Annotated in this window: 32 protein-coding genes; 26 read left to right on the plus strand and 6 right to left on the minus strand. The window is 47.3% G+C overall.

Translation table 11 applies throughout. The features are described 5' to 3' along the window. Positions 1-299: 299 nt before the first annotated feature. The gene (locus tag ACOCD9_RS14270; protein WP_287703517.1) at positions 300-1,418 is read left to right on the plus strand and encodes a glycosyltransferase family 4 protein; all 1,119 of its coding nucleotides are present in this window, start codon (positions 300-302) and stop codon (positions 1,416-1,418) included. Positions 1,419-1,453: 35 nt separating this feature from the next. On the opposite strand, the gene purQ is transcribed toward ACOCD9_RS14270, so the two are convergent. Both purQ and purS read right to left on the minus strand, forming a co-directional pair. Continuing rightward, positions 1,454-2,152 carry a phosphoribosylformylglycinamidine synthase subunit PurQ gene (purQ, locus tag ACOCD9_RS14275; protein ID WP_419547832.1) on the minus strand — a complete coding sequence of 233 codons (699 nt, stop codon included), beginning with the start codon at positions 2,150-2,152 and terminating at the stop codon, positions 1,454-1,456. Between the two features lie 93 nt (positions 2,153-2,245). After that, positions 2,246-2,521 carry a phosphoribosylformylglycinamidine synthase subunit PurS gene (gene purS / locus ACOCD9_RS14280; protein ID WP_287703514.1) on the minus strand — a complete coding sequence of 92 codons (276 nt, stop codon included), beginning with the start codon at positions 2,519-2,521 and terminating at the stop codon, positions 2,246-2,248. Between the two features lie 31 nt (positions 2,522-2,552). Between purS and ACOCD9_RS14285 the strand changes: the two genes are divergently transcribed. Continuing rightward, positions 2,553-2,936: a Fur family transcriptional regulator gene (locus ACOCD9_RS14285; RefSeq protein ID WP_002734059.1), complete on the plus strand. Its 384-nt coding sequence runs from the start codon at positions 2,553-2,555 to the stop codon at positions 2,934-2,936. Between the two features lie 85 nt (positions 2,937-3,021). Here ACOCD9_RS14285 and accD read toward each other — a convergent pair whose 3' ends face one another. The 3 genes from accD to ACOCD9_RS14300 form a co-directional block, all read right to left on the minus strand. After that, on the minus strand, positions 3,022-3,972 hold the full coding sequence (gene accD, locus ACOCD9_RS14290) for an acetyl-CoA carboxylase, carboxyltransferase subunit beta (protein WP_287703511.1): 951 nt from the start codon (positions 3,970-3,972) through the stop codon (positions 3,022-3,024). Between the two features lie 19 nt (positions 3,973-3,991). After that, on the minus strand, positions 3,992-4,141 hold the full coding sequence (locus ACOCD9_RS14295; RefSeq protein WP_287703509.1) for a hypothetical protein: 150 nt from the start codon (positions 4,139-4,141) through the stop codon (positions 3,992-3,994). Positions 4,142-4,242: 101 nt separating this feature from the next. Then, positions 4,243-5,052, minus strand: a complete 810-nt coding sequence (locus tag ACOCD9_RS14300) for a prepilin peptidase (RefSeq protein WP_419547833.1) — start codon at positions 5,050-5,052, stop codon at positions 4,243-4,245. Positions 5,053-5,480: 428 nt separating this feature from the next. On the opposite strand from ACOCD9_RS14300, the gene ACOCD9_RS14305 reads away from it, so the two are divergent. Next, positions 5,481-6,479 carry an NADAR family protein gene (locus ACOCD9_RS14305; protein WP_287703505.1) on the plus strand — a complete coding sequence of 333 codons (999 nt, stop codon included), beginning with the start codon at positions 5,481-5,483 and terminating at the stop codon, positions 6,477-6,479. A 231-nt stretch (positions 6,480-6,710) separates the two neighbouring features. After that, positions 6,711-7,013, plus strand: a complete 303-nt coding sequence (locus tag ACOCD9_RS14310; protein ID WP_104397526.1) for a YkvA family protein — start codon at positions 6,711-6,713, stop codon at positions 7,011-7,013. Positions 7,014-7,135: 122 nt separating this feature from the next. Here the strand turns inward: ACOCD9_RS14310 and ACOCD9_RS14315 are convergent, their stop codons facing one another. Beyond that, on the minus strand, positions 7,136-7,795 hold the full coding sequence (locus ACOCD9_RS14315; protein WP_419547834.1) for a phosphoribosyltransferase: 660 nt from the start codon (positions 7,793-7,795) through the stop codon (positions 7,136-7,138). A gap of 198 nt (positions 7,796-7,993) precedes the next feature. Between ACOCD9_RS14315 and ACOCD9_RS14320 the strand changes: the two genes are divergently transcribed. From ACOCD9_RS14320 to ACOCD9_RS14425, 22 genes are all read left to right on the plus strand, one after another. Continuing rightward, entirely contained in the window at positions 7,994-8,479 is a 486-nt protein-coding gene (locus ACOCD9_RS14320) for a DUF4079 domain-containing protein (protein ID WP_419547835.1), read from the plus strand. Positions 8,480-8,661: 182 nt separating this feature from the next. Next, positions 8,662-9,000, plus strand: a complete 339-nt coding sequence (locus ACOCD9_RS14325; RefSeq protein WP_002787863.1) for a P-II family nitrogen regulator — start codon at positions 8,662-8,664, stop codon at positions 8,998-9,000. Positions 9,001-9,747: 747 nt separating this feature from the next. Then, the gene (gene rplC, locus ACOCD9_RS14330; protein WP_002734589.1) at positions 9,748-10,386 is read left to right on the plus strand and encodes a 50S ribosomal protein L3; all 639 of its coding nucleotides are present in this window, start codon (positions 9,748-9,750) and stop codon (positions 10,384-10,386) included. Positions 10,387-10,406: 20 nt separating this feature from the next. Next, the gene (rplD, locus tag ACOCD9_RS14335) at positions 10,407-11,039 is read left to right on the plus strand and encodes a 50S ribosomal protein L4 (protein ID WP_002732765.1); all 633 of its coding nucleotides are present in this window, start codon (positions 10,407-10,409) and stop codon (positions 11,037-11,039) included. Beyond that, complete coding sequence (locus ACOCD9_RS14340) at positions 11,029-11,334, plus strand: 50S ribosomal protein L23 (protein WP_002746599.1); 306 nt, start codon at positions 11,029-11,031, stop codon at positions 11,332-11,334. Before rplD ends, ACOCD9_RS14340 begins: the two co-directional genes overlap by 11 nt. Before the next feature lie 33 nt (positions 11,335-11,367). Next, complete coding sequence (rplB, locus tag ACOCD9_RS14345) at positions 11,368-12,201, plus strand: 50S ribosomal protein L2 (RefSeq protein WP_002746601.1); 834 nt, start codon at positions 11,368-11,370, stop codon at positions 12,199-12,201. Positions 12,202-12,231: 30 nt separating this feature from the next. After that, positions 12,232-12,513, plus strand: coding sequence for a 30S ribosomal protein S19 (rpsS, locus tag ACOCD9_RS14350; protein WP_002753908.1), 282 nt, complete (start codon positions 12,232-12,234; stop codon positions 12,511-12,513). A gap of 121 nt (positions 12,514-12,634) precedes the next feature. Beyond that, entirely contained in the window at positions 12,635-12,994 is a 360-nt protein-coding gene (rplV, locus tag ACOCD9_RS14355) for a 50S ribosomal protein L22 (RefSeq protein WP_002746605.1), read from the plus strand. Between the two features lie 23 nt (positions 12,995-13,017). Continuing rightward, positions 13,018-13,746 (plus strand): 30S ribosomal protein S3, encoded by a 729-nt coding sequence (rpsC, locus tag ACOCD9_RS14360; RefSeq protein ID WP_185238747.1) that lies wholly within the window; start codon positions 13,018-13,020, stop codon positions 13,744-13,746. Between the two features lie 30 nt (positions 13,747-13,776). Then, positions 13,777-14,196: a 50S ribosomal protein L16 gene (gene rplP / locus ACOCD9_RS14365; protein WP_002734310.1), complete on the plus strand. Its 420-nt coding sequence runs from the start codon at positions 13,777-13,779 to the stop codon at positions 14,194-14,196. Next, positions 14,196-14,414, plus strand: coding sequence for a 50S ribosomal protein L29 (gene rpmC / locus ACOCD9_RS14370; RefSeq protein WP_002746608.1), 219 nt, complete (start codon positions 14,196-14,198; stop codon positions 14,412-14,414). Before rplP ends, rpmC begins: the two co-directional genes overlap by 1 nt. A gap of 6 nt (positions 14,415-14,420) precedes the next feature. After that, the gene (rpsQ, locus tag ACOCD9_RS14375) at positions 14,421-14,663 is read left to right on the plus strand and encodes a 30S ribosomal protein S17 (RefSeq protein WP_046660592.1); all 243 of its coding nucleotides are present in this window, start codon (positions 14,421-14,423) and stop codon (positions 14,661-14,663) included. Positions 14,664-14,683: 20 nt separating this feature from the next. After that, positions 14,684-15,052 (plus strand): 50S ribosomal protein L14, encoded by a 369-nt coding sequence (gene rplN / locus ACOCD9_RS14380; protein ID WP_002732358.1) that lies wholly within the window; start codon positions 14,684-14,686, stop codon positions 15,050-15,052. A gap of 72 nt (positions 15,053-15,124) precedes the next feature. Next, the gene (gene rplX, locus ACOCD9_RS14385; protein WP_002733835.1) at positions 15,125-15,478 is read left to right on the plus strand and encodes a 50S ribosomal protein L24; all 354 of its coding nucleotides are present in this window, start codon (positions 15,125-15,127) and stop codon (positions 15,476-15,478) included. Between the two features lie 54 nt (positions 15,479-15,532). Then, positions 15,533-16,072, plus strand: coding sequence for a 50S ribosomal protein L5 (gene rplE, locus ACOCD9_RS14390; RefSeq protein ID WP_002780091.1), 540 nt, complete (start codon positions 15,533-15,535; stop codon positions 16,070-16,072). A 201-nt stretch (positions 16,073-16,273) separates the two neighbouring features. Beyond that, on the plus strand, positions 16,274-16,675 hold the full coding sequence (gene rpsH, locus ACOCD9_RS14395) for a 30S ribosomal protein S8 (protein WP_002734721.1): 402 nt from the start codon (positions 16,274-16,276) through the stop codon (positions 16,673-16,675). Between the two features lie 104 nt (positions 16,676-16,779). Beyond that, a complete protein-coding gene (rplF, locus tag ACOCD9_RS14400) occupies positions 16,780-17,340 on the plus strand; it encodes a 50S ribosomal protein L6 (RefSeq protein ID WP_287703495.1) in 561 nt (186 codons plus the stop codon). Positions 17,341-17,343: 3 nt separating this feature from the next. After that, positions 17,344-17,706 (plus strand): 50S ribosomal protein L18, encoded by a 363-nt coding sequence (gene rplR, locus ACOCD9_RS14405; protein WP_419547836.1) that lies wholly within the window; start codon positions 17,344-17,346, stop codon positions 17,704-17,706. A gap of 26 nt (positions 17,707-17,732) precedes the next feature. Continuing rightward, positions 17,733-18,254, plus strand: coding sequence for a 30S ribosomal protein S5 (gene rpsE, locus ACOCD9_RS14410; RefSeq protein ID WP_052275669.1), 522 nt, complete (start codon positions 17,733-17,735; stop codon positions 18,252-18,254). Between the two features lie 10 nt (positions 18,255-18,264). Further along, positions 18,265-18,708 carry a 50S ribosomal protein L15 gene (rplO, locus tag ACOCD9_RS14415; RefSeq protein ID WP_002780095.1) on the plus strand — a complete coding sequence of 148 codons (444 nt, stop codon included), beginning with the start codon at positions 18,265-18,267 and terminating at the stop codon, positions 18,706-18,708. Between the two features lie 252 nt (positions 18,709-18,960). Beyond that, a complete protein-coding gene (secY, locus tag ACOCD9_RS14420; RefSeq protein WP_002753894.1) occupies positions 18,961-20,280 on the plus strand; it encodes a preprotein translocase subunit SecY in 1,320 nt (439 codons plus the stop codon). 70 nt (positions 20,281-20,350) lie between these two features. Next, entirely contained in the window at positions 20,351-20,917 is a 567-nt protein-coding gene (locus ACOCD9_RS14425) for an adenylate kinase (RefSeq protein ID WP_002753892.1), read from the plus strand. Positions 20,918-21,300: the final 383 nt, after the last annotated feature.

Below are 21,300 nucleotides of genomic sequence, written 5' to 3' on the forward strand. Positions count from 1 at the left end.
AAGACCTCTTGCAAAAGTCTTAAGTCGATCCTTGTACAGCAACATTTTTGAAGATTATCAACTACTAATAAATAATTAACTGAAAGTCCCTCCCATTATTGTTTCTATCGTTTGTTTTCGGATTTATGCAAGAGGTCTATAATGCCCGGGCGATGGTGGAATCGGAGTACACCTGGGAGCGAGCGGGACAAAGGTACGAGGAAATTTTGCGGGACTAATATTATTCTTAACCCCTGAATTTTACTTGAGACTGTTTGAGAGTTTTACCGCCATAAAAATTGATTTTTTGGAGCCTAATCATGAAAGTTTTAATAGTAGGAAATTACGTCAATGATCGGCAGATCAGTATCAATCGTTTTGTCGGTTTAGTGGAGAAAGGACTCAGACAAAAAGGACACGAAATTCGGCGAGTGCAAGCACCGCCTATTTTCGGTCAACTGAAGCCTTCTCCCCAGGGAATCGGCAAGTGGTTAGGGTACATCGATAAGTTAATTATTTTCCCAGTGCAGTTACGTCAGCAGCTTGATTGGGCTGATATCGTCTGCATTTGTGATCAAGCTTTATCCTATTTAACTCCCTATCTAAAAGATCGCAAATATTTTGTCATCTGTCACGATATGCTGGCCATTCGTTCCGCCCTAGGAGAAATTCCTGAAAATCCCACCAGTTGGACGGGAAAACAGTATCAGGCTATGATTTTGCGAGGACTAAAACAGGCTAAATATGTTGTCTGTTCTTCCGAAGCTACTCGTGCCGATGTTCTCCGTTTAACTAAAATTGCTCCCGAACAAACGGAAGTAATTGAGGATTGCTTGAATCAGGGATACGGTCCGATGACAAAAGAAGCAGCAGTAGCTCTGGTGGGCAAATTTAATATCAACCGTGATTATCCCTGGTTAATTCATGTCGGAGGCGGCCAATGGTATAAAAATCGATTGGGATTGCTGAAAATATTCAAGAGGTTAATCACTTTCCCCGGTCTGGAAAATTGCCGATTGATCCTGATGGGAAAACCTTTGCTGCCGGATATGCGAGAATTTGTTAATCAGAATAACTTGTCCGCACAAGTAATCGAATTAGGAACCGTCTCTGATGATGACTTACGCGCCTTTTATTGCCTAGCAACTGCTTTAATTTTTCCCTCCTTTCAGGAAGGATTCGGTGTTCCCGTTATTGAAGCTCAATCCTGTGGTTGTCCCGTCTTTACCTCCAATCGTCTCCCCATGACTGTTATCGCTGACGATGCGGCGGTGTATTTCGATCCCACCGAACACGAGGCTGCCGCTACTATTATTGCTTCAAATCTTCTCGCTCCCGATCGCCTGGAAGATTTGAGGCAAAAAGGTTTTATCAATGCCACTCGCTTTACTTACGAAAGAATGATCCAGTCCTACGACCAATTATTGCCAAAATTGTAGTCTAGAGCTTTTTGGCGACTCATGATCATCATTCCTCACATCAGGACAGCACAATTACCTGTTATCTCCCGAAATAACAAACTACCATCGGTCAAATTGAGCAGCGGATCGGCAGCCCGTTCGGGATGAGGCATCATTCCTAGCACATTTCCTGCTTTATTGGTAATTCCTGCAATATTATTTAACGAACCGTTGGGATTTCCTGACTCATTTACCTCTCCTGTGGAAGTACAGTAACGAAAGAGAATTTGACCGTTATCCTCCAGAGATTTTAACGTATCTTCTGCGGCATAATAACGCCCTTCCCCGTGAGCAATCGGCAAATTAAGCACCTGTTGCGGTTGATAACCTCGCGTCCAGACAGATTGATTATTTTCCACTTTTACTGGCACTCGATCGCAGATAAAATGTAAATCGCGATTACGAATTAACGCACCGGGTAGCAGTCCGATTTCCGTTAATACCTGAAAACCGTTACAGATGCCTAAAACTAATTTACCTTTTTCGGCTTCTTCTCGGACAGTTTTCATCGCCGGTGAAAACCGAGCGATCGCACCACAGCGCAAATAATCGCCGTAACTAAATCCCCCCGGCACCACGATCACATCCAAATCCCCTAGATCCGTCTCTTGATGCCAAACATAGCGGGTAGGTTGCCGAAAAATCCCCTCCGTCACCGTTGCCACATCTCGATCGCAATTCGATCCGGGGAAAACAATAATCCCAAACTTCATAATTTTTAACTTGGTTAATTCATTGTGCAGAAAGCTCTCATCAGATGGGTGTTAGGGTGTTGGATTTAGTTGAATTTCCCCAATCCCTATCCCCTATCCCCTATCCCCTATCTCCTGACAATGCAAATCAAAGCGATAATTTTCAATCACAGGATTAGCCAATAGTTGATCGCACATTTGATCCAATTGCGATCGAGCGCTGATTTCATCCGCTGCTGTCACGGTAAGCTCAATATATTTACCAATTCGCACCCCGGCTACAGTATCATAACCCAATTGCTTTAATCCCGACTCTACCGCCGTACCCGCCGGATCGAGAACCGAGGGACGCAGGGTAACATAAATAAAGCACTGATAATTTTTTGGCATAGAATTAAATTTGATCGCTGACCTTTTTGATATGAAATCCCAACGCACCCGATCGCAAGAGCGCATTATCCACTTACTCAAAACCTTAAATCGGGCAGTATCCGCTCAGGAATTGTTTGTGGAACTCCGTCAGCGTGACCAAAATATGGGGTTAGCCACTGTTTACCGCGCCCTAGAATCCCTAAAGCTACAGGGTGCGGTGCAGGTGAGAACCCTAGCCACAGGAGAATCCCTCTACAGTTCCGTTCAGCAGGATCAACACCATCTTACCTGTATTCATTGCGGTCGGTCTATCGTCTTTAATGAGTGTCCCGTTCACGAATTGGAAGAAAAACTCGAAAAATCCCACCAATTCAAGGTTTATTACCATACTCTCGAATTTTTTGGACTTTGCGATCGCTGTCAACCCAGTTAAGTAAGCTGTACTACATTTAAACTGCCTATCGGGTGAATTTAGTACAAATGCTCAGACTTTCAACTCCAGTGCCGTCTTACAAAGATTAAACTGTTTTTTGTCCCTGGGCTGTTTTCAGGGGGATTAACTCCGGTTGACTGTAGTGATGATGGCTGTTGAGGGGGGATAACAAGGGGAAAAAGGGCTGATGTAAACTGATTAATTGGGCCAGGGTTTTCTTGAGATGGGGACGGGGAACGATCGCATCGACAAACCCATGTTTTAACAAGTATTCCGATGTTTGGAAACCTTCTGGCAATTTCTCGCGCAAAGTCTGTTCAATTACCCGTTTACCGGCAAAACCGATAGTAGCCTTCGGTTCAGCAATAATAATATCTCCCAACATGGCAAAACTGGCCGTGACTCCCCCCGTGGTGGGATTAGTCAAGACGGGAATATAGAGTAATTTTGCCTCCCGATGCCGGTTAAGAGCGCCAGAAATCTTGGCCATCTGCATTAAACTTAACATTCCTTCCTGCATTCTCGCCCCGCCGGAAGCGCAGATAATCACCAGGGGTAAACTTTCATCGGTAGCGCGTTCCGTCAAACGACAGAGTTTTTCTCCCACCACCGATCCCATGCTACCCCCCATAAAACGGAAGTCCATCACCCCTAAAGCGAAGGGTAAACCGTCGATTGTCCCCGTTCCCGTCCGGACAGCATCCGTCATTCCAGTTTTTTCTTGGGTTTCCCGCAGGCGATCGCTATAACTTTTCCGATCGCGAAATTTGAGCGGATCCGTCGGTCGAATCTGTTCATCGAGGGAATTCCAAGTATTAGCATCCACTAACTGGCGAATTCTTTCTTCACTTTCCACCCGATTATGATGACCGCAATCGAGACAAACCAGTTGATTAGCTAATAAATCCTTCGTATAGGCCAAAACGCCGCAATTTGGGCATTTTGTCCATAAACCATCGGCTATTTCTCGTTCCTGTTGTTGTTGAACCTTGGGTTCTGTTTTTTGGCGATTTGCAAACCAATCAAATAGAGACATAGTTTAAAATAAAGACAATTTATCGACTTTCCTCTAGAGGACTTAATAACAAAAGTGCTGTCCAGCGATCTTGGGGACCCACTTGTAGGGCGGCCTGATGCTCCTGGCCGCAATAAATACCAAGGCCAATAGCGATAACGCGACTGGGGATGTCGTGAGCTTTGAGCATTTCCTGTAGCCAATCGGCTTACCAACGGCTCGGGGTTGTTCTAATGGTGATCCAAGACACGGAAGATTATTGTATCAAGATTTAATTACAAGATAGCTTTTTTACAACAAAGGGAAAAAAATGGTTTGATAGGCTGAGATGATCTTATCACTCCAAAAGACACTCATCAGAGCGCCGAGGGCAAGAAATGGACCGAAGGGTATAGCTTGTTTTTTCCCCATTTTACCAAGAAAAATGCCCGTCATACCGATCGCCGCCCCAATAGCGCAGGCCAGAAAACCGGTGACTAATAATGCTTGCCATCCTAACCAAGCACCGATCATGGCCGCTAATTTCGCATCTCCTCCCCCCATGGCCTGCTGTCCGAGGGCAAAACTTCCCCCCCATCGGATCAGATCAAATAACCAGACTCCTAAAACCGCACTAGCGATCGCTGAAAAGAGATAGATAACACTTTGATTATTTTGCCAACCTAAAAGAGTCTGAAAAACTATCCCTAAAACTAATCCCGATTGGGTGAGGGAGTTAGGAAGCGTCATCGTGTCAAAATCAATCAAAGCTAAAGCTAATAACCAACTGAGGAGAATCCAATAGCCGAGGGTCTGCCAAGAAAAGCTAAAATCTCCTAAAACCAGACAAAATAACAAACCGGTAAAAGTTTCGATCGCTGGATAACGGACAGAAATCGGGGTTCTACACCAGCGACAGCGACCCCCTAGCCATAACCAGCCGAAAACGGGTATATTCTCGCTTTTACCCAACCTGTGGTGACATTTCGGACAGTGGGAAGGGGGAGAAACTAGAGATATCCCCTTAGGTAATCTATAGATGACCACGTTTAAAAAACTGCCCACCGAGGCACCAAAAGCAAAGACAAAGGCAAAAGTAACTAGATGAAAGAGGGTTTCCATAGATTCAAGGCTGAAATCCGATCACTTTCCTAGAATACCCGGTTATTGCAGTTATCTTAATAGTCAGATAGGAAGTTTTCCTTTTGGGGAGTCAGTCCTCGATACCAAATTAAGTTATACTTCATCTATTACGGGTCGGGAATGTCGCCTTCATCCCCTCCCATTCAGACCCGTGGGTTAGACTTTCACCTCTCGCGGCCTCTAGTTTGACTGTTCCATTGTTTACAGCTTATCTTAGCCACTCACTATATCTTCTTGTGAGGCTTAAAAACCTATGGTTGAACTTTCGCCTGATTGATACGTTTCCATACATTCGTGGTCCCAATAATTACCAGTTTCCCGCATCCTTTAGTTTATAAACATGAAGACCGCCATAATCGGCATTCATCTCTATTTGATGGTTTGTCAGTTCAATCAAAGTGCTTATCATGGGAAGTCTATTCAATTTTTACTTGCCTTACAAAGACGAAAGCGGAAACAATCTTTCCGCATTTGATCAAGCTCTCGCTATTATTGCTGAAGCACAAAAGCTGATCAGTATAGGATCCCCTGGTGTTGCTATCACCTACTCGGCTAACTATGCTCAAACTGTCACAATTCACCAGACCTATGAATCCGGTCATTGGAATACTAATACATCAGGAGCCAATCAAGCAGCGGTCATGGAAGCGATGGAGTCTCTGATGGGAGGTAAATACTCCACATTACAAAGGCGTTTGCAAATTGCTCCCATTACTACGATGACTTACAGCGATTATGGCGGACGTACTCACCAACAAGTGGTTGAATCTGACTTGGAATATATAAAGTTTCTGCTTGATCAGGGATGGGATATTTTGGGATGGCAAAATCAAAGCTCAATACCTGGTTATGCAATTGGCGGAGGTATTGCAACACTTCCTCGGGAAATTAATACACTTATCCAAACGACTCTAGCGAAGTATGCTATCGACTATGCAAGCGACGCTCGGAGTGAGCCTATTAAGTTTTACCATTTAAATCAGCCTTACGGGTTTTTCTCAAATTTCGCACCATACCCAATCCATCTAAAAGATAGAATATGGCCTACCTCAGAACATTACTTTCAGGCTCAGAAGTTTGTTAATACTCCTCATGAAGAAGAAATTCGACAAGCCAAAACAGCACGAGAAGCGGCCGAGATGGGACGGGATCGTCGCAGACCACTGCGTCGAGATTGGGAAATCATCAAAGATGATGTCATGCGAGAGGCTCTATATGCCAAATTTACACAACATCCTGACTTGACTGAAAAGATACTTTCAACAGGTGATCTAAAGCTGATTGAGCAGACAAAAAATGATAGATACTGGGGTGATGGTGGAGATGGAACTGGATTGAATATGCTCGGTCAGCTATTGATGGAAACCCGTGAACGAATACGTTACGATTTTTCCAGCGGCCAGTAGATGCTTGACTGGCGAGCTAACCAACGCCTGGACGGGAAAAGATGCCACTATCTCCCCTCTTAAGCATCCAGTAATAATACTTAAAGCTCATCCCTAAAGGTGAATTTTCTTCTGGGCTTTTTTAGTGGATAATTAGCGGGGATAACCCTACATAATGGGTGTAAAACCGCACTATCACCCCCAAGTAGAACCTGACAAAATTAAATTATCGCCGTCAACGAGGACAAATTAATGAAACCGATTGTTGAATCTTTTTACAACTGGTACAGCAGCAAAATCACTCACCCTAAATATCGTTGGATTATCATTCTGGGAACTATGGTTTATCTTTTTAGTCCCCTCGATATTTCTCCTGACGTTTTCCCGATTATTGGTTGGATCGATGATGGGATTGTCCTCACCCTTTTAACCACGGAATTATCGCGATTAGTTCTTGATTATCGCAATCGCCGTCCAGGGAGAGTAAATAATCAAACTGAAGTCTCTTCCCCAACTAATACCGTTGATACCGATGCCTTAGAAGTCAAAAGTTAGAACTCTGAAGTCTCAATTTTGACTTCTGAATTCAGGAGATTGCTGTTATTTATTCTCCCCCCGCAAGGCACACGAAGTGGTCTTCCTACACCCTTCTCCCCACTTCCCCACTCCCCATCTCCCTAAACTGGAATCAAAGAACTATCGACGCTGGCTAAAAGTGTTTGCACCTCCTCATCGCTGGTTTGGGAAAAGTCCTCGTACCAAAGAGAAATCGATCTCAATTCGTAGGGTTTATGTAGGCAAATTACTCGATCGACTAATTTTTCTAATTGATCACAGACTTCCGGCGGGGCAACAGGAACGGTAACAATAATAGCAGCGGGATTTTCAGCCTTAAGGGTCAGAATCGCCGCTTTAATCGTTGCTCCCGTAGCGATCCCATCATCTACTAGAATAATCGTTTTCCCCTTCAAGACTGGAAATGGGCGTTCACCTCGATATAAGCGATCACGTCGCTCTAATTCGATCATTTCTTCCTTTGCTACCCTTTCCATCATCGCCTCCGATAGGTGCAAGTCGTCAACGATACTTTCATTGATTACCCGCACACCATTCTGACCGATCGCCCCAAAAGCTAACTCTTTTCGCTCCGGTACACCTAATTTTCGCACCAAACACAGATCTAGCGGTAAATGTAACCTTTGGGCAATTTCAAAGGCGATCGGAACCCCACCCCGGGGCAAAGCCAACACTAGCGCCCTAGCACTATTGGTATATTCTGTCAAGTAACTAGCTAATAGTCTCCCTGCTGATCGCCGATCTTTAAGCAGATAAGTCATAATGCCCTCCTAGGGGTTAATCCCCGTGGGGATCCCTGGTTTCCCCTGCCTTTATTCTATATTTCTCCGCTTATGTCTAGCTGAAATGTTAAGAAATTTAGCGAAGGCTTGACATTTTTTCGGCTAACCGCAGTTTTTCCAGGTCGGAGATCGGCTAAAATCTTAGGCAAAAGGGTTTTGTAAAGTTAGGTAACAAACATGAATCAAAGTTTAAGTGATGCGCTAGAGCCGATCGCCGCTGCCTTTCGCAGTCTCGGAACTCCCGAACCGATCGTTCATTGGGGACATCCAGTTATGATGGGGATCGTGGTTTTAGTTATGGGTAGTTATACTGCCTATGCTGGTTGGCAAAGCCGTTTAAGCCAAGATGGGGAAGTAGTGGCCAAAAATCGGACTGATCACCGCAAACTCGCCCCCTGGCTGTTTTTATTTATCGCTCTCGGTTACACCGGTGGTATTTTATCCCTAGTCATGCAGAAACATCCCATCCTCGAAAGCAGCCATTTCTGGACAGGATCGATCGCGATCGGTTTATTAGCTTTTAATGGATTATTGTCCCTCACTGGCTTCGCTGGCGGTAAAAAAGAACTTTTCCGGACTATTCACGCCTATATCGGCAGTATTGCCCTAATTTTACTGCTAGTTCACGGTGTTTTTGGTCTTCAGTTAGGATTATCTCTCTAGTTGGTTTATTTATGGCTGCGGGTGGGCCAATTCCCACCCAGAAATTTTTCACGGTGAAGACTGTGGCCAAGGCCAATAATTGAAGAAATCATGACTTTAAGCGCTATTGTCGGGATTCTGCGTTTAGAATTAACAGTTAATTCACCAAGAAGGTATCGTCACGCAACGAGGAGATAGATATTTTGAAGAAAGTAGAAGCGATTATCCGACCCTTTAAACTGGAAGAGGTGAAAATCGCCCTAGTTAACGCGGGCATTGTCGGCATGACTGTCTCCGAAGTTAGAGGTTTCGGTCGTCAGAAAGGTCAATCGGAACGTTATCGCGGTTCCGAGTACACCGTCGAATTTCTCCAAAAACTCAAGATCGAGATCGTCGTCGAAGATAAGCAAGTCGATATGGTCGTCGATAAGCTGATTTCGGCAGCCCGTACCGGTGAAATCGGAGACGGTAAAATCTTCATCTCCCCCGTGGAACAGATCGTCCGCATCCGTACCGGAGAAAAAGATCTCGAAGCGATTTAACCTCCAAACAAGGGATGATAGTACCCTGCTGTCATCCCCCCCCATTGAAAGCAATTCCCATCAAGCAGTGTAACCTAATTTGATATCGACGACCGGTTCCCCCAAAACAAAAACTTTCTACCTCACCATTAAGATAACTACTATAATCGCGATCTGCTGAATATCAGTTTAAGCCTTGCTATAAAATAGTTTTGCGAACTTTTTGGCTAAAAAAGCACCAGAAACCTGAAGGGGTGACAAGCAGGGAGAATTAAGTTAATCAATTTGAAGGGTGACAGCGAGGAGATTTTCCCAGAACCCCACAGCCTAGACCCTGCACCCAGCCTAGACTTTAACCTCATTGTCACCCCTTCCTTCAGCCGGACTAGATAGGATCATTGCCGGTGACTAAAAAACCTCTTGCCTAAAAAGTCACAAATATTATATAATGTTTGATTGTGGCCAAAATCGGTGTTAGGTGGTGCTAAAGGCACTACCGAGCAGAACCGCCTTGGCCGCTCGGTCTTCGCCGGGATACTGAAGATAAACCCTTTAAGTCCCCAAGAAACAAAGACCAGCAACAATCTAGGCAGAACCAGCAACCCTGTCTAGTCCTACTTACGAATTTAACGGGATGCCAGCTTAAATAACTCGAAAAAAGTTATTCAAGTTGGGCAGGCTGATAAAGCGGGAAAGATTTTTCTCGCTCCTATAGCCACGGCCACGTTATTTTTGATTGTCGTCTAGTAAAGATAAAGAGAACAATCCGTGTCTATCGGTATCCTCGGTACAAAACTGGGCATGACCCAAATCTTCGACAACAAAACGGGAGTCGCCATTCCCGTCACCGTCGTTCAAGCCGGTCCCTGTCCCGTCACCCAAGTCAAAACTAAAAAAACCGACGGTTATGAATCCATCCAAGTGGGATACAAAACCGTCAAAGAAAAAGCCCTCAACAAACCGCTACTCGGTCATTTAGCCAAAGCCGGTGTCTCCCCCCTGCGGCATTTAATCGAATACCGCCTCGAGGACGCATCCGCCTACACTTTAGGCCAAGAAATTACCGCCGCTATCTTCCAGGAAGGCGATTTAGTCGATGTGGCTGGAACCACCATCGGACGGGGTTTCTCCGGCTATCAAAAACGCCATAACTTCAAGCGCGGTAACATGACCCACGGTTCCAAAAACCACCGTCTCCCCGGTTCCACCGGTGCCGGTACTACCCCCGGCCGGGTTTTCCCGGGTAAGAGAATGGCCGGACAATACGGAGCAACCCAAGTGACCATCCGCAAATTGTCCGTGGTCAAAATCGATAGCGAACGCAACCTGATCCTGATCAAAGGAGCCGTCCCGGGCAAACCAGGAACCCTGTTAAACATCACCCCCGCCAAGAAATTTGGTAAATAGGGCAAGGAAAGATTAAAGCCATGGTTAACTACACAGTCAAAAATTGGCAAGGGGAAGAAGCGGGAACAGGCACCCTGGAACTGAAAACCGCTAAACCCGAAACCGCCAAACACCTAATTCACCGCGTCGTCGTCAGCCATCTAGCGGCGGCCCGCCAAGGTAACGCCTCCAGCAAAACCCGCTCGGAAGTGCGCGGCGGTGGTCGCAAACCCTGGCGGCAAAAAGGCACCGGTCGCGCCCGGGCCGGTTCGATCCGTTCTCCCCTCTGGCGTGGTGGCGGTGTCATCTTCGGACCAAAACCGAGAGATTTTGAGGTTAAGGTCAATCGCAAAGAGAAAAGATTAGCCCTGAGAACCGCTTTGATCAGCCAGGCCGATAACTTTATCGTGGTTGAAAGCTTCGCCGAACAATTCTCCCAACCCAAAACCAAAGAACTCACCGCTGCCTTAAGTCGCTGGGGAGCCAGTCCAGAGGAAAAAATTCTGCTGATTCTGACGGAAATTCCCGAAAATGTCTATTTATCGGGACGTAATATCTGCAATCTCAAAATTATTCGCGCCGATAGTCTCAACGTCTATGATGTCATCCTAGCCGATCGAGTTATCGCCACCGCCGCAGCCCTAGCCAAAATTGAGGAGGTCTATGGTGCTTAAAACTGAAGCCAGGCAACTCGCCGATCTGATCCTAAAGCCGATCGTCACCGAGAAAGCCACCCTGCTCCTAGAACAAAATAAGTACGTCTTCGATGTCGCCTTGAAAGCGACCAAGCCGGAAATTCAAGCGGCGATCGAATTGTTGTTTGACGTGAAAGTAACGAAAGTGAACACCAGCCGCCCCTCTCGTCAGAAAAAACGCGTCGGCCGTTTCCTCGGTTACAAACCCCAATACAAACGCGCCATCGTGACCCTAGCGGAAGGCGACTCGATCGCCCTCTATCCCGACGTATAACCACCAAGAAACCCGATAACGGAAAACTAAACTATGGGTATTCGTTCTTTTAGACCCTTAACCCCCGGGACAAGGCAGGCGGCCATCTCCGACTTTAAAGAGATCACCAAAACCGAACCGGAAAAGTCCCTAACTCATCGCAAACACAGCAAACAAGGGCGTAATAATCGCGGTGTCGTTACCAGTCGTCACCGGGGCGGCGGCCATAAACGCCTCTACCGGATTATCGATTTTCGTCGCGATAAACGGGATATTCCCGCCACAGTAGCGGCGATCGAGTACGATCCTAACCGTAACGCCCGCATTGCCCTGCTTTTCTACAAAGACGGGGAAAAACGCTACATCATCGCCCCCGCCGGTTTAGGCGTTGGTGATACGGTCATCGCCGGAGAAAACGCTCCCTTCGAGGTCGGTAATGCCCTACCCTTAAGTCGCATCCCCCTAGGGACAGAAGTTCATAACATCGAACTCGTCCCCGGTCGCGGTGGTCAAATGGTGCGGGCTGCCGGCGGTTTCGCCCAAGTGGTAGCCAAAGAAGGCGATTACGTTACCATCCGCCTCCCCTCCAAGGAAGTACGCATGATCCGGCGTGAATGCTACGCCACCATCGGAAAAGTCGGTAACGCCGAAGCGAGAAACATCAGTCTCGGTAAAGCCGGCCGTACCCGTCACCGCGGTCAACGGCCTCATGTTCGGGGTAGCGTCATGAACCCAGTGGATCACCCGCATGGAGGTGGAGAGGGTCGCGCTCCCATCGGACGTTCCGGCCCAATGACTCCCTGGGGTAAACCCGCCCTCGGTCGCAAAACTCGCAACAAGAAAAAACGCAGTAGCGATCTGATCGTGCGCCGTCGTAACCAGGGTTAGAAATTATTACTTTACTTTTGACTGAAAATTATGGGTCGTTCACTGAAAAAGGGGCCGTTTGTCGCCGGCCACCTGATGGAAAAAATCGAAAAACTCAACGCCCAGGGCAGTAAACAAGTGATTAAAACTTGGTCCCGGGCCTCGACAATCATTCCCGATATGGTCGGTCACACGATCGCCGTTCACAACGGCAAACAGCACGTTCCCGTCTATGTTTCCGAGCAGATGGTCGGTCATAAACTCGGTGAATTCGCTCCCACCCGCACCTTCCGCGGCCACGCCAAGAGCGACAAAAAAGCAGGACGGAAATAAATCAGCCGCTACTCCCTCAGTCGTCAGCTAGATAGTGGCCTCTGAGCAAGGCCGAAGAGTCGTGACCATAAATCACCAAGACTGATGACTGATAACTGATAACTGATAACTGATAACTGAAATGACCATCGATACCTCTAACGAAGTCAAAGCGATCGCCCGCTATATTCGGATGTCACCCCTGAAAGTCAGACGGGTACTCGATCAGATTCGCGGTCGCTCCTATCGGGAAGCCCTAATTATTCTCGAATTTATGCCCTACCGGGCCTGTGATCCGATCCTGAAAGTCCTGCGTTCCGCCGTTGCCAACGCCGAAAATAACGAAGGACTCGATCCCGCCACTTTGGTAGTTAGCCAAGCCTTTGCCGATGGCGGACCGACCCTAAAACGTTTTCGACCCCGGGCCCAAGGCCGCGCCTACCAAATTCGCAAACCCACCTGTCATATCACCGTCGCCGTCGCTCCTAGCAACAAAGACTAATCACCTTAACTAAAAAAACCACAATGGGACAAAAAATCCATCCCCTCGGTTTTCGTCTCGGCGTTATCAAAGATCATAAATCTTGCTGGTATGCCGACGCGAAACGTTACCCCGAATTAGTGCAAGAAGATCGCCGCATTCGTGATTACGTCGAAAAAAACCTCGCTAATGCCGGTATCGCCGATATTCGCATCGAACGCAAGGCCGATCAAGTAGATATTTCCATCCACACTGCCCGCCCCGGGGTCGTCGTCGGTCGTGGTGGCACGGGAATCGAACAGCTGCGCCTAGGTTTGCAAAAAGCCCTCGGTGGCCAGCGTCAAATTCGCATTAACGTCATCGAAGTGGCTCGCGTTGATGCCGATGCCAACCTGATCGCCGAATACATCGCCCAACAACTAGAAAGACGGGTTTCCTTCCGTCGTGTGGTCCGCCAGGCCATCCAACGGGCGCAAAGGGCCGAAGTCAAAGGGATCAAAATTCAAGTTAGCGGTCGTCTCAACGGGGCAGAAATCGCTCGGACTGAATGGGTGCGGGAAGGACGAGTTCCCCTCCATACCCTGCGGGCTGATATCGATTACTCCTATAAAACCGCCAGCACCATCTACGGGATTCTAGGCGTGAAAGTTTGGATCTTTAAGGGCGAAATTATCCCTGGCCAAGAAGAAATTGCCGCCGCCGTTCCCGCTCAAGCACCGCGCCGTCAACAGCGTCGCCGTCAACAGTTTGAAGATCGCTCTAGCGAAGGCTGATCCCTAATATTTATCAGTGGTAAATAGCTCATGTTAAGTCCCAAAAGAACAAAATTCCGCAAACAACAGCGCGGACGGATGCGCGGGCTGGCCACCGGCGGAAATACGATTAATTTCGGCGATTTCGCCCTGCAAGCCACCGAACCCTGTTGGATTACTTCCCGTCAAATCGAAGCCGCCAGACGGGCAATGACTCGTTATATTCGTCGGGGTGGCAAAATCTGGATTCGCGTTTTTCCCGATAAACCCGTCACCCAACGGGCTGCAGAAACCCGGATGGGTTCCGGGAAAGGTTCCCCCGAATTCTGGGTGGCCGTGGTTAAACCGGGGTTCATTATGTTTGAAATTGCCGGGGTAGCCGAACCGGTAGCCCGGGAAGCAATGCGTCTAGCCGCCCAAAAATTACCGATTAAGACCAAATTTATCACTCGCGAGGAGGATTTTGTCTAATGGCTCTACCGAAAATCGCCGAAGTGAGGAAGATGAGCGATGACGACATCGCCGACGCTATCCTCGATGCCAAAAAGAAACTGTTTGAATTGCGTTTGCAACAGGCCACCCGCCGCTTGGAAAAAACCCACGAATTCAAACACACCCGCCACCGTCTCGGCCAATTATTGACCGTAGAACGGGAGCGCCAACTAGCCCAGTCCACCCCGGAGGCATAACCCGCTATGGCAGTTAAAGAAAGAGTTGGGGTAGTAGTCAGCGACAAAATGGATAAAACCGTAGTGGTAGCCATTGAAAACCGCTCTCCTCACCCTAAATACGGCAAAATCGTCGTGAAAACCCAGAAATTTAAGGCTCACGACCCAGAAAATCAAGCCAAACAAGGCGATCGAGTTCGTATTCGTGAAACCCGCCCCCTCAGTAAAACCAAACGTTGGCAAGTGGCGGAAATATTAACCGATAATTAAATTTCACCTAGGTAAAAACCGTGATTCAACAACAAACCTACTTAAATGTCGCTGATAATAGCGGGGCGCGGAAACTAATGTGTCTGCGGGTGCTGGGAACAGGTAACTGTACCTACGGTGGCATCGGTGACAAAATTATCGCCGTGGTTAAGGACGCTATCCCCAATATGCCCGTGAAAAAATCCGATGTGGTCACTGCGGTGATTGTACGGACCCGTCAAACCGTCCGTCGCGATAGTGGCATGAGCATCCGTTTTGATGATAACGCCGCCGTGATTATTAATAATGACGGTAATCCCAAAGGTACGCGGGTTTTTGGTCCGGTCGCTCGGGAATTGCGCGATAAAAACTACACCAAAATTGTTTCCTTAGCCCCAGAAGTTCTCTGATCAAAGTGAAAAGTACCAAGGCAATTGGCTGATGGCTAGTCTAAAACTTTTCACACTTTGAGGTCAAAAAAAATGAGTAAGAAAAACATTCAAACCCCGCCCCAAAGGCAAAAAATGCACGTTAAAAAAGGGGATGTCGTTCAAGTAATCGCCGGTTCCGATAAGGGCAAGGTGGGCGAAATTTTACGCGCTCTACCCCAAGAAAGTACCGTGGTGGTCAAGGGAGTTAATATCCGCACCAAACATACTAAACCCCAACAGGAAGGAGAATCGGGTCAAATCGTTACCTACGAAGCACCGATTCACAGTTCCAAAGTGATGCTTTATTCCGAGAAGAAAAAAATCGCCAGTCGGGTGGGTTATACCTTTACCGAAGACGGTCGGAAAGTGCGGATACTGAAGAAAACTGGCGAAATTATCGATTAGTTTCCCATCAATTCTAGTTCCTGACCAAGCCCAGGAAAAGCAAGCAGAAAAACTATGAGCCAAAGACTAAAAACCACCTATCAAGAAACCATTGTTCCGAAACTGAAAGAACAATTTGGTTATACCAATATCCACCAAGTACCTAAAGTTATCAAAATTACTGTTAACCGCGGTCTTGGGGAAGCTTCACAAAACGCCAAAGCTTTGGAGTCTTCCAAGGAAGAACTGTCCACCATCACCGGACAACAACCAGTAGTGACTAGAGCCAAAAAAGCGATCGCTGGCTTCAAAATTCGCGAAGGAATGCCCGTGGGTGTCATGGTGACATTGCGCGGCGATCGAATGTACGCTTTTTTAGACCGTCTGATTAATCTCGCCTTACCACGCATTCGCGACTTTCGCGGTATCAGTGGTAACAGTTTTGATGGTCGTGGTAACTACAGTTTAGGCATTCGTGAACAGTTGATCTTCCCTGAAATTGAATACGACAAAATCGATCAAATTCGCGGGATGGACATCTCAATCATCACCACCGCTAAAAACGACGAAGAAGGACGCGCCCTCCTCAAAGAGATGGGAATGCCCTTTAGATAAATCAATCAAGAGAAAAGTAAACAGTGACCGGTAAATAAGTGAACAGTGAACAGTCAACAGTCAACAGTGATTGAGTGAAAAGACGGCAGGAACCTGCTATTTAATACTACTCACTTAATACTCAAATCTGATAACTGATAACTGATAACTGATAACTGACCACTGATGTTGATCCCAATTTAGGAGAAAAACAGGTAATTCATGTCTGCTAACGATACCATCTCGGATATGCTGACCCGCATCCGTAACGCTTGCGCGGTTCGGCAGACCACTACTCAAATTCCCACCACGCGGATGACGCGCAGTATTGCTCAAGTTCTCAAGGACGAAGGCTTTATTGCTGACTTTGAGGAAGTGGGTGAGGGGATTAAATCTCAATTAGTTCTTTCCCTCAAATATAAAGGCAAAAACCGTCAACCGATCATTACTACCCTCACCAGAGTCAGTAAACCGGGCCTGCGAGTTTATTCCAATAGTAAAGACTTACCGCGCGTCCTCGGTGGCATTGGCATCGCCATTGTTTCCACCTCTAAAGGCATTATGACCGATCGCGAGGCCCGTAAACAAAACGTTGGCGGCGAAGTCCTTTGCTACATCTGGTAAACAAGGATAAGCTATCAGCCGTCAGCCTTTCCCAGTTTAAACCTGATAGCTGACCCACTGATAACTCTTCCCTGATAACTGATAACTGATAACTGATAACTGTTATGTCTCGTATTGGCAAACGCCCGATTCCTATTCCCAATAAAGTCACCGTCGATATCGATGGTGCTACCGTGACGGTGAAAGGACCCAAAGGAACTCTCCAGAGAACCCTACCCACCGCCGTCGCCATCGACAAAGATGGCGAAACCCTGCTCGTTACCCGTCAAGACGATTCCCGTACCGCCAGAGAACGCCACGGACTCTGTAGAACTCTAGTAGCCAACATGGTGGAAGGAGTCGCTACCGGCTTTCAAAAACGCCTCGATATCCAAGGGGTGGGCTACCGCGCCCAGGCGCAGGGTAGTAAATTAGTTCTTAATGTTGGTTACAGTAAACCCGTGGAGATGGAGATGCCCGATGGTGTTTCCGTAGCAGTAGAAAACAACACCCAAGTTATCGTCAGTGGCATCGACAAAGAAGCGGTCGGTAACATTGCCGCTAAAATCCGCGAAGTTCGTCCCCCCGAACCTTATAAAGGAAAAGGGATTCGCTATCTTGGTGAAGTCGTCCGTCGCAAAGTTGGTAAAGCTGGCGGTAAAGGCGGTAAAGGAGGTAAAAAATAAACCATGAAACTTAGTCGCAAAGAATCAGTCCGTCGTCGTCACCAGCGTGTGCGTCGCAAACTTAGTGGCACTGCTGAACGGCCCCGTTTATCCGTATTTCGTTCTAATAACCACATCTACGCCCAAATTATCGACGACGTAGCCCAACATACCCTCGCGGCCGCTTCTACCCTAGAGGCCAGCTTGCGCGGGGAATTGGAATCCACCGCTACCCAAGAAGCCTCGGCTGCCGTGGGTAAACTGGTAGCCCAACGGGCCCGAGACAAAGGCATTGAACAAGTGGTTTTTGATCGCGGTGGCAATCTCTATCACGGTCGCGTCAAAGCCTTAGCAGAAGCGGCTCGGTCAGCCGGCTTAAACTTCTAAAATATCCTTTCAACACTGATAAAACTATGGCAAAACGTCGCAAAGGCAACCGCGAAAAAGAAAAAGAAACCACTTGGCAAGAGCGGGTCATCCAGATCCGCCGGGTTAGTAAAGTGGTTAAGGGTGGTAAAAAACTCAGCTTCCGGGCCATCGTCGTGGTCGGCAATGAAAACGGCCAGGTGGGAGTGGGAGTCGGCAAAGCAGGGGATGTGATCGGGGCCGTCCGTAAAGGCGTGGCCGATGGCAAAAAACAACTAATTGAAGTTTCCTTAACTAAAGCTAGTTCCATCACTCACCTCACCCGGGGGGCTTCCGGTGGCGCTCAGGTGCTTATGCGTCCGGCTGCCCCGGGGACTGGGGTTATTGCCGGGGGTGCTGTCCGTACCGTTTTAGAATTAGCCGGGGTAAAAAATATCCTCGCTAAACAACTCGGTAGCGATAACCCCCTCAATAACGCTAGAGCCGCCGTTAACGCCCTGGAAACTCTCCGCACTTTCTCGGAAGTGGCTAAGGATCGAGGCGTATCTATAGAACATTTGTACACATAGAGAGATCACCATGAAACTCCACGAAATCGCCCCCCAACCAGGGTCCACTAAACGCCGTCGTCGTGTGGGACGGGGTGTCTCGGCCGGCCAGGGCGCTAGTTGCGGTCTGGGAATGCGCGGACAAAAATCTCGCTCTGGGACAGGGACTCGCCCCGGTTTTGAGGGGGGACAAATGCCCCTCTATCGTCGGGTACCCAAATTAAAGCATTTTCCTTTGGTTAACCCCCGTCAATACACGATTGTTAATCTGAGAAAATTGGCTTCTTTACCCGCTAATACGGAAGTTACCCTGGAAAGTCTGCTAAAAGCTAAAATTCTCACCAGCAACGACGGCCCTTTAAAAGTTTTGGGTGATGGTGAAATTACCGTTCCCCTCAAGGTGAAGGCCGCCGCTTTTAGCAATAGTGCTAAAGAGAAAATTACCGCCGCTCAAGGTACTTGGGAAGAAATTTAACGGAGACAGGAGACAGGAGATAAAAGGCAAAAGGCAAAGGTCAAAGGGCAGCTTTGTTCTCCCCACACCCTACACCCGTTCGGCTGAGCTCACGGCCGAAGCCCACACCCTACACCCCACACCCTAACACCCAATCCCCAAGACCGGATTGCTATATCATAAGAAAGACAGGGGAAATCTTAAAAAAATCGAGAAAGTTTTCCCCCTCGATTACTTTTTCCCATAAAAAAACTGCACTAGAGGTAACTGTTAATGGTCGTCAGTCGTGATAAGGCTCCCACGGCACAGGAAACGTTTATGCAAATGGCACAAGCGGCTGGTTTACGCGGTCGCTTGTTGATTACATTGGGTTTACTGGTTCTGCTCCGTTTTGGGATGTTTGTACCGATCCCCGGTTTGGATCGGGCAAGATTAGCAGAAATTATTCAAAGTAACGCCGCTTTGGGAATCCTTGACCTGTTTACTGGGGGAGGATTATCGACGTTAGGGATTTTTGCCCTCGGCATTCTTCCCTATATCAACGCCTCAATTATCGTGCAACTACTCACCGCGGCCCTTCCTTCTTTGGAAGATTTACAGAAAAATGAAGGAGAGGCAGGACGGCGAAAAATTGCCCAAATTACCCGTTATATTGCCTTTGCTTGGTCAATTATTCAAAGTATCGGTATTACTCTCGGTTTATTGGTGGCTAACGGCGTTGTGGCTGGAACTTTACCCTCGATCGCCGCTACGGTTCTCGCTTTAGTGGCCGGTTCTATGTTCGTGATGTGGATTTCGGAACTGATTACGGAACGCGGTCTGGGAAATGGAGCATCTTTGCTGATTTTTGTCAACATTGTCGCTGTTTTACCGAAAACCCTCGGTGATACGATTACTTTTGCTCAACAGGGTGGCCGACAAGCGATCGCTCAAGTGGTGATTCTCTTGCTGGTTTTCTTGGTGATGATTATCGGCATTGTTTTTGTTCAGGAAGGAACCCGTCGGATTCCGATTGTTTCTGCCCGTCGTCAGGTGGGTCGTCGTCTCTATCGGGAAAGAACCAGTTATCTACCCCTACGACTCAATCAAGGGGGCGTGATGCCGATTATTTTCGCCTCGGCAGTGTTGGTCTTACCTTTCCAATTGGTGCAAGCTTTACCCACGGATAACCCGGTCGGTCAGGTTTTAGTTCAGTTGGTTAATGCTCTGCGTCCCGATAGTTGGGGTTATGTGGCTTTTTATAGCTTACTGATTCTCGGTTTTAGTTTCTTCTACGCTTCCCTGATCGTTAACCCCAAGGATATGTCCCAAAACCTGAAAAAAATGGGGACCAGTATTCCGGGGATTCGACCGGGGACCGCTACTACTAATTATCTGGAAGGGGTGCTGAATCGTCTCACCCTTTTGGGCGCTCTCTTTTTAAGTTTGGTGGCTACTGTGCCGACTGTAGTAGAAAGCGCTACTGGTGTCACCACTTTTCGCGGTTTGGGGGCAACTTCCCTGTTAATTCTGGTGGGGGTGGCGATCGATACGGCGAAACAAATTCAAACCTATGTCATCTCTCAACGCTATGAGGGCATGATTAAACAGTAGTTAGATAGTCAGCCAGTGACCTTTTAGCGGTTACTGGTTATTTTTTCCCTTAAAACCCTATATTTAATCCATGAGCAAACGGATCGGTGTGATATTTTTGGGACCGCCCGGATCGGGAAAAGGTACTCAAGCGGCAAAATTAGCGGAATCTCTGACGATTCCCCATATTTCTACCGGTGAAATTTTACGTCAAGCAATTACAGAGAAGACAGAACTTGGTCAGCAAGCACAAGCTTATGTGGAAAAGGGCGAATTAGTCCCCGATGAGTTGTTATTAGGTTTAATTCAGGAACGTTTAAAACAGCCTGACAGTGCTAAGGGTTGGATTCTTGATGGTTTTCCCCGCACGGTGGCACAGGCGAGCTTTTTAGACGCATTACTGGAAGAATTGGCCGATAGTTACACATTTGTGGTTAATTTGGCTGTACCAGATACGGTCTTAATTGAGCGTCTCATGCAACGCGGTCGTCAAGATGATACCAAAGAAACCATCGCCCGTCGCCTACAGGTTTATATCGACCAAACTGCCCCCGTTTTAGATTATTACGGTCAAAAGGGGACTCTTAACCATATCGACGGTAATCAACCGATGGACGCGGTTACTGCCGCTTTAACAGCAGTTGTCACTCCTGTTTAAAGTTTCCCTCAGTCAGTCATCAGTAATCAGTCAGTAAAAATTACAACTTTTTATAAGTTTTTTATATCAAACAAGCTTTAATAGTTGAGAATATTTGAATTTACATTTCGCAATATTTACCTTTTCTTAAGAATTTATTGAAAATAATTCTCATTTGTTTACGAGGTTGCAATACTTCCAGCGATTATGGTATAATTTCGCAGTATGAAATGATGGGTTTTTCTGTGCTTTTTAGGGTTTTTAGCTGAGAGGGGGACAAGCGAGCTAGAAGGTAGATAGGGCAAGCGATATCGCTCTTTGTCCTTTGATGTAATCCTTCAACCGATAGCGGCTAATTTGCATTAGCTCTTCTATATTTTTTTGGAACATTTGATGTAGCTGGA

The sequence above is a fragment of the Microcystis sp. genome, assembly GCF_048564745.1.
Taxonomy (GTDB): Bacteria; Cyanobacteriota; Cyanobacteriia; order Cyanobacteriales; family Microcystaceae; genus Microcystis; species Microcystis ichthyoblabe_A.

Bases quoted from the DNA above. Each gene is read 5' to 3' on its own strand.
- ACOCD9_RS14270 (WP_287703517.1), top strand. From the start codon at position 300: ATGAAAGTTTTAATAGTAGGAAATTACGTCAATGATCGGCAGATCAGT.
- purQ (WP_419547832.1), bottom strand. From the start codon at position 2,152: ATGAAGTTTGGGATTATTGTTTTCCCCGGATCGAATTGCGATCGAGAT.
- purS (WP_287703514.1), bottom strand. From the start codon at position 2,521: ATGCCAAAAAATTATCAGTGCTTTATTTATGTTACCCTGCGTCCCTCG.
- ACOCD9_RS14285 (WP_002734059.1), top strand. From the start codon at position 2,553: ATGAAATCCCAACGCACCCGATCGCAAGAGCGCATTATCCACTTACTC.
- accD (WP_287703511.1), bottom strand. From the start codon at position 3,972: ATGTCTCTATTTGATTGGTTTGCAAATCGCCAAAAAACAGAACCCAAG.
- ACOCD9_RS14295 (WP_287703509.1), bottom strand. From the start codon at position 4,141: ATGCTCAAAGCTCACGACATCCCCAGTCGCGTTATCGCTATTGGCCTT.
- ACOCD9_RS14300 (WP_419547833.1), bottom strand. From the start codon at position 5,052: ATGGAAACCCTCTTTCATCTAGTTACTTTTGCCTTTGTCTTTGCTTTT.
- ACOCD9_RS14305 (WP_287703505.1), top strand. From the start codon at position 5,481: ATGGGAAGTCTATTCAATTTTTACTTGCCTTACAAAGACGAAAGCGGA.
- ACOCD9_RS14310 (WP_104397526.1), top strand. From the start codon at position 6,711: ATGAAACCGATTGTTGAATCTTTTTACAACTGGTACAGCAGCAAAATC.
- ACOCD9_RS14315 (WP_419547834.1), bottom strand. From the start codon at position 7,795: ATGACTTATCTGCTTAAAGATCGGCGATCAGCAGGGAGACTATTAGCT.
- ACOCD9_RS14320 (WP_419547835.1), top strand. From the start codon at position 7,994: ATGAATCAAAGTTTAAGTGATGCGCTAGAGCCGATCGCCGCTGCCTTT.
- rplD (WP_002732765.1), top strand. From the start codon at position 10,407: ATGGTTAACTACACAGTCAAAAATTGGCAAGGGGAAGAAGCGGGAACA.
- ACOCD9_RS14340 (WP_002746599.1), top strand. From the start codon at position 11,029: ATGGTGCTTAAAACTGAAGCCAGGCAACTCGCCGATCTGATCCTAAAG.
- rplB (WP_002746601.1), top strand. From the start codon at position 11,368: ATGGGTATTCGTTCTTTTAGACCCTTAACCCCCGGGACAAGGCAGGCG.
- rpsS (WP_002753908.1), top strand. From the start codon at position 12,232: ATGGGTCGTTCACTGAAAAAGGGGCCGTTTGTCGCCGGCCACCTGATG.
- rplV (WP_002746605.1), top strand. From the start codon at position 12,635: ATGACCATCGATACCTCTAACGAAGTCAAAGCGATCGCCCGCTATATT.
- rpsC (WP_185238747.1), top strand. From the start codon at position 13,018: ATGGGACAAAAAATCCATCCCCTCGGTTTTCGTCTCGGCGTTATCAAA.
- rplP (WP_002734310.1), top strand. From the start codon at position 13,777: ATGTTAAGTCCCAAAAGAACAAAATTCCGCAAACAACAGCGCGGACGG.
- rpmC (WP_002746608.1), top strand. From the start codon at position 14,196: ATGGCTCTACCGAAAATCGCCGAAGTGAGGAAGATGAGCGATGACGAC.
- rpsQ (WP_046660592.1), top strand. From the start codon at position 14,421: ATGGCAGTTAAAGAAAGAGTTGGGGTAGTAGTCAGCGACAAAATGGAT.
- rplX (WP_002733835.1), top strand. From the start codon at position 15,125: ATGAGTAAGAAAAACATTCAAACCCCGCCCCAAAGGCAAAAAATGCAC.
- rplE (WP_002780091.1), top strand. From the start codon at position 15,533: ATGAGCCAAAGACTAAAAACCACCTATCAAGAAACCATTGTTCCGAAA.
- rpsH (WP_002734721.1), top strand. From the start codon at position 16,274: ATGTCTGCTAACGATACCATCTCGGATATGCTGACCCGCATCCGTAAC.
- rplF (WP_287703495.1), top strand. From the start codon at position 16,780: ATGTCTCGTATTGGCAAACGCCCGATTCCTATTCCCAATAAAGTCACC.
- rplR (WP_419547836.1), top strand. From the start codon at position 17,344: ATGAAACTTAGTCGCAAAGAATCAGTCCGTCGTCGTCACCAGCGTGTG.
- rpsE (WP_052275669.1), top strand. From the start codon at position 17,733: ATGGCAAAACGTCGCAAAGGCAACCGCGAAAAAGAAAAAGAAACCACT.
- rplO (WP_002780095.1), top strand. From the start codon at position 18,265: ATGAAACTCCACGAAATCGCCCCCCAACCAGGGTCCACTAAACGCCGT.
- secY (WP_002753894.1), top strand. From the start codon at position 18,961: ATGGTCGTCAGTCGTGATAAGGCTCCCACGGCACAGGAAACGTTTATG.
- ACOCD9_RS14425 (WP_002753892.1), top strand. From the start codon at position 20,351: ATGAGCAAACGGATCGGTGTGATATTTTTGGGACCGCCCGGATCGGGA.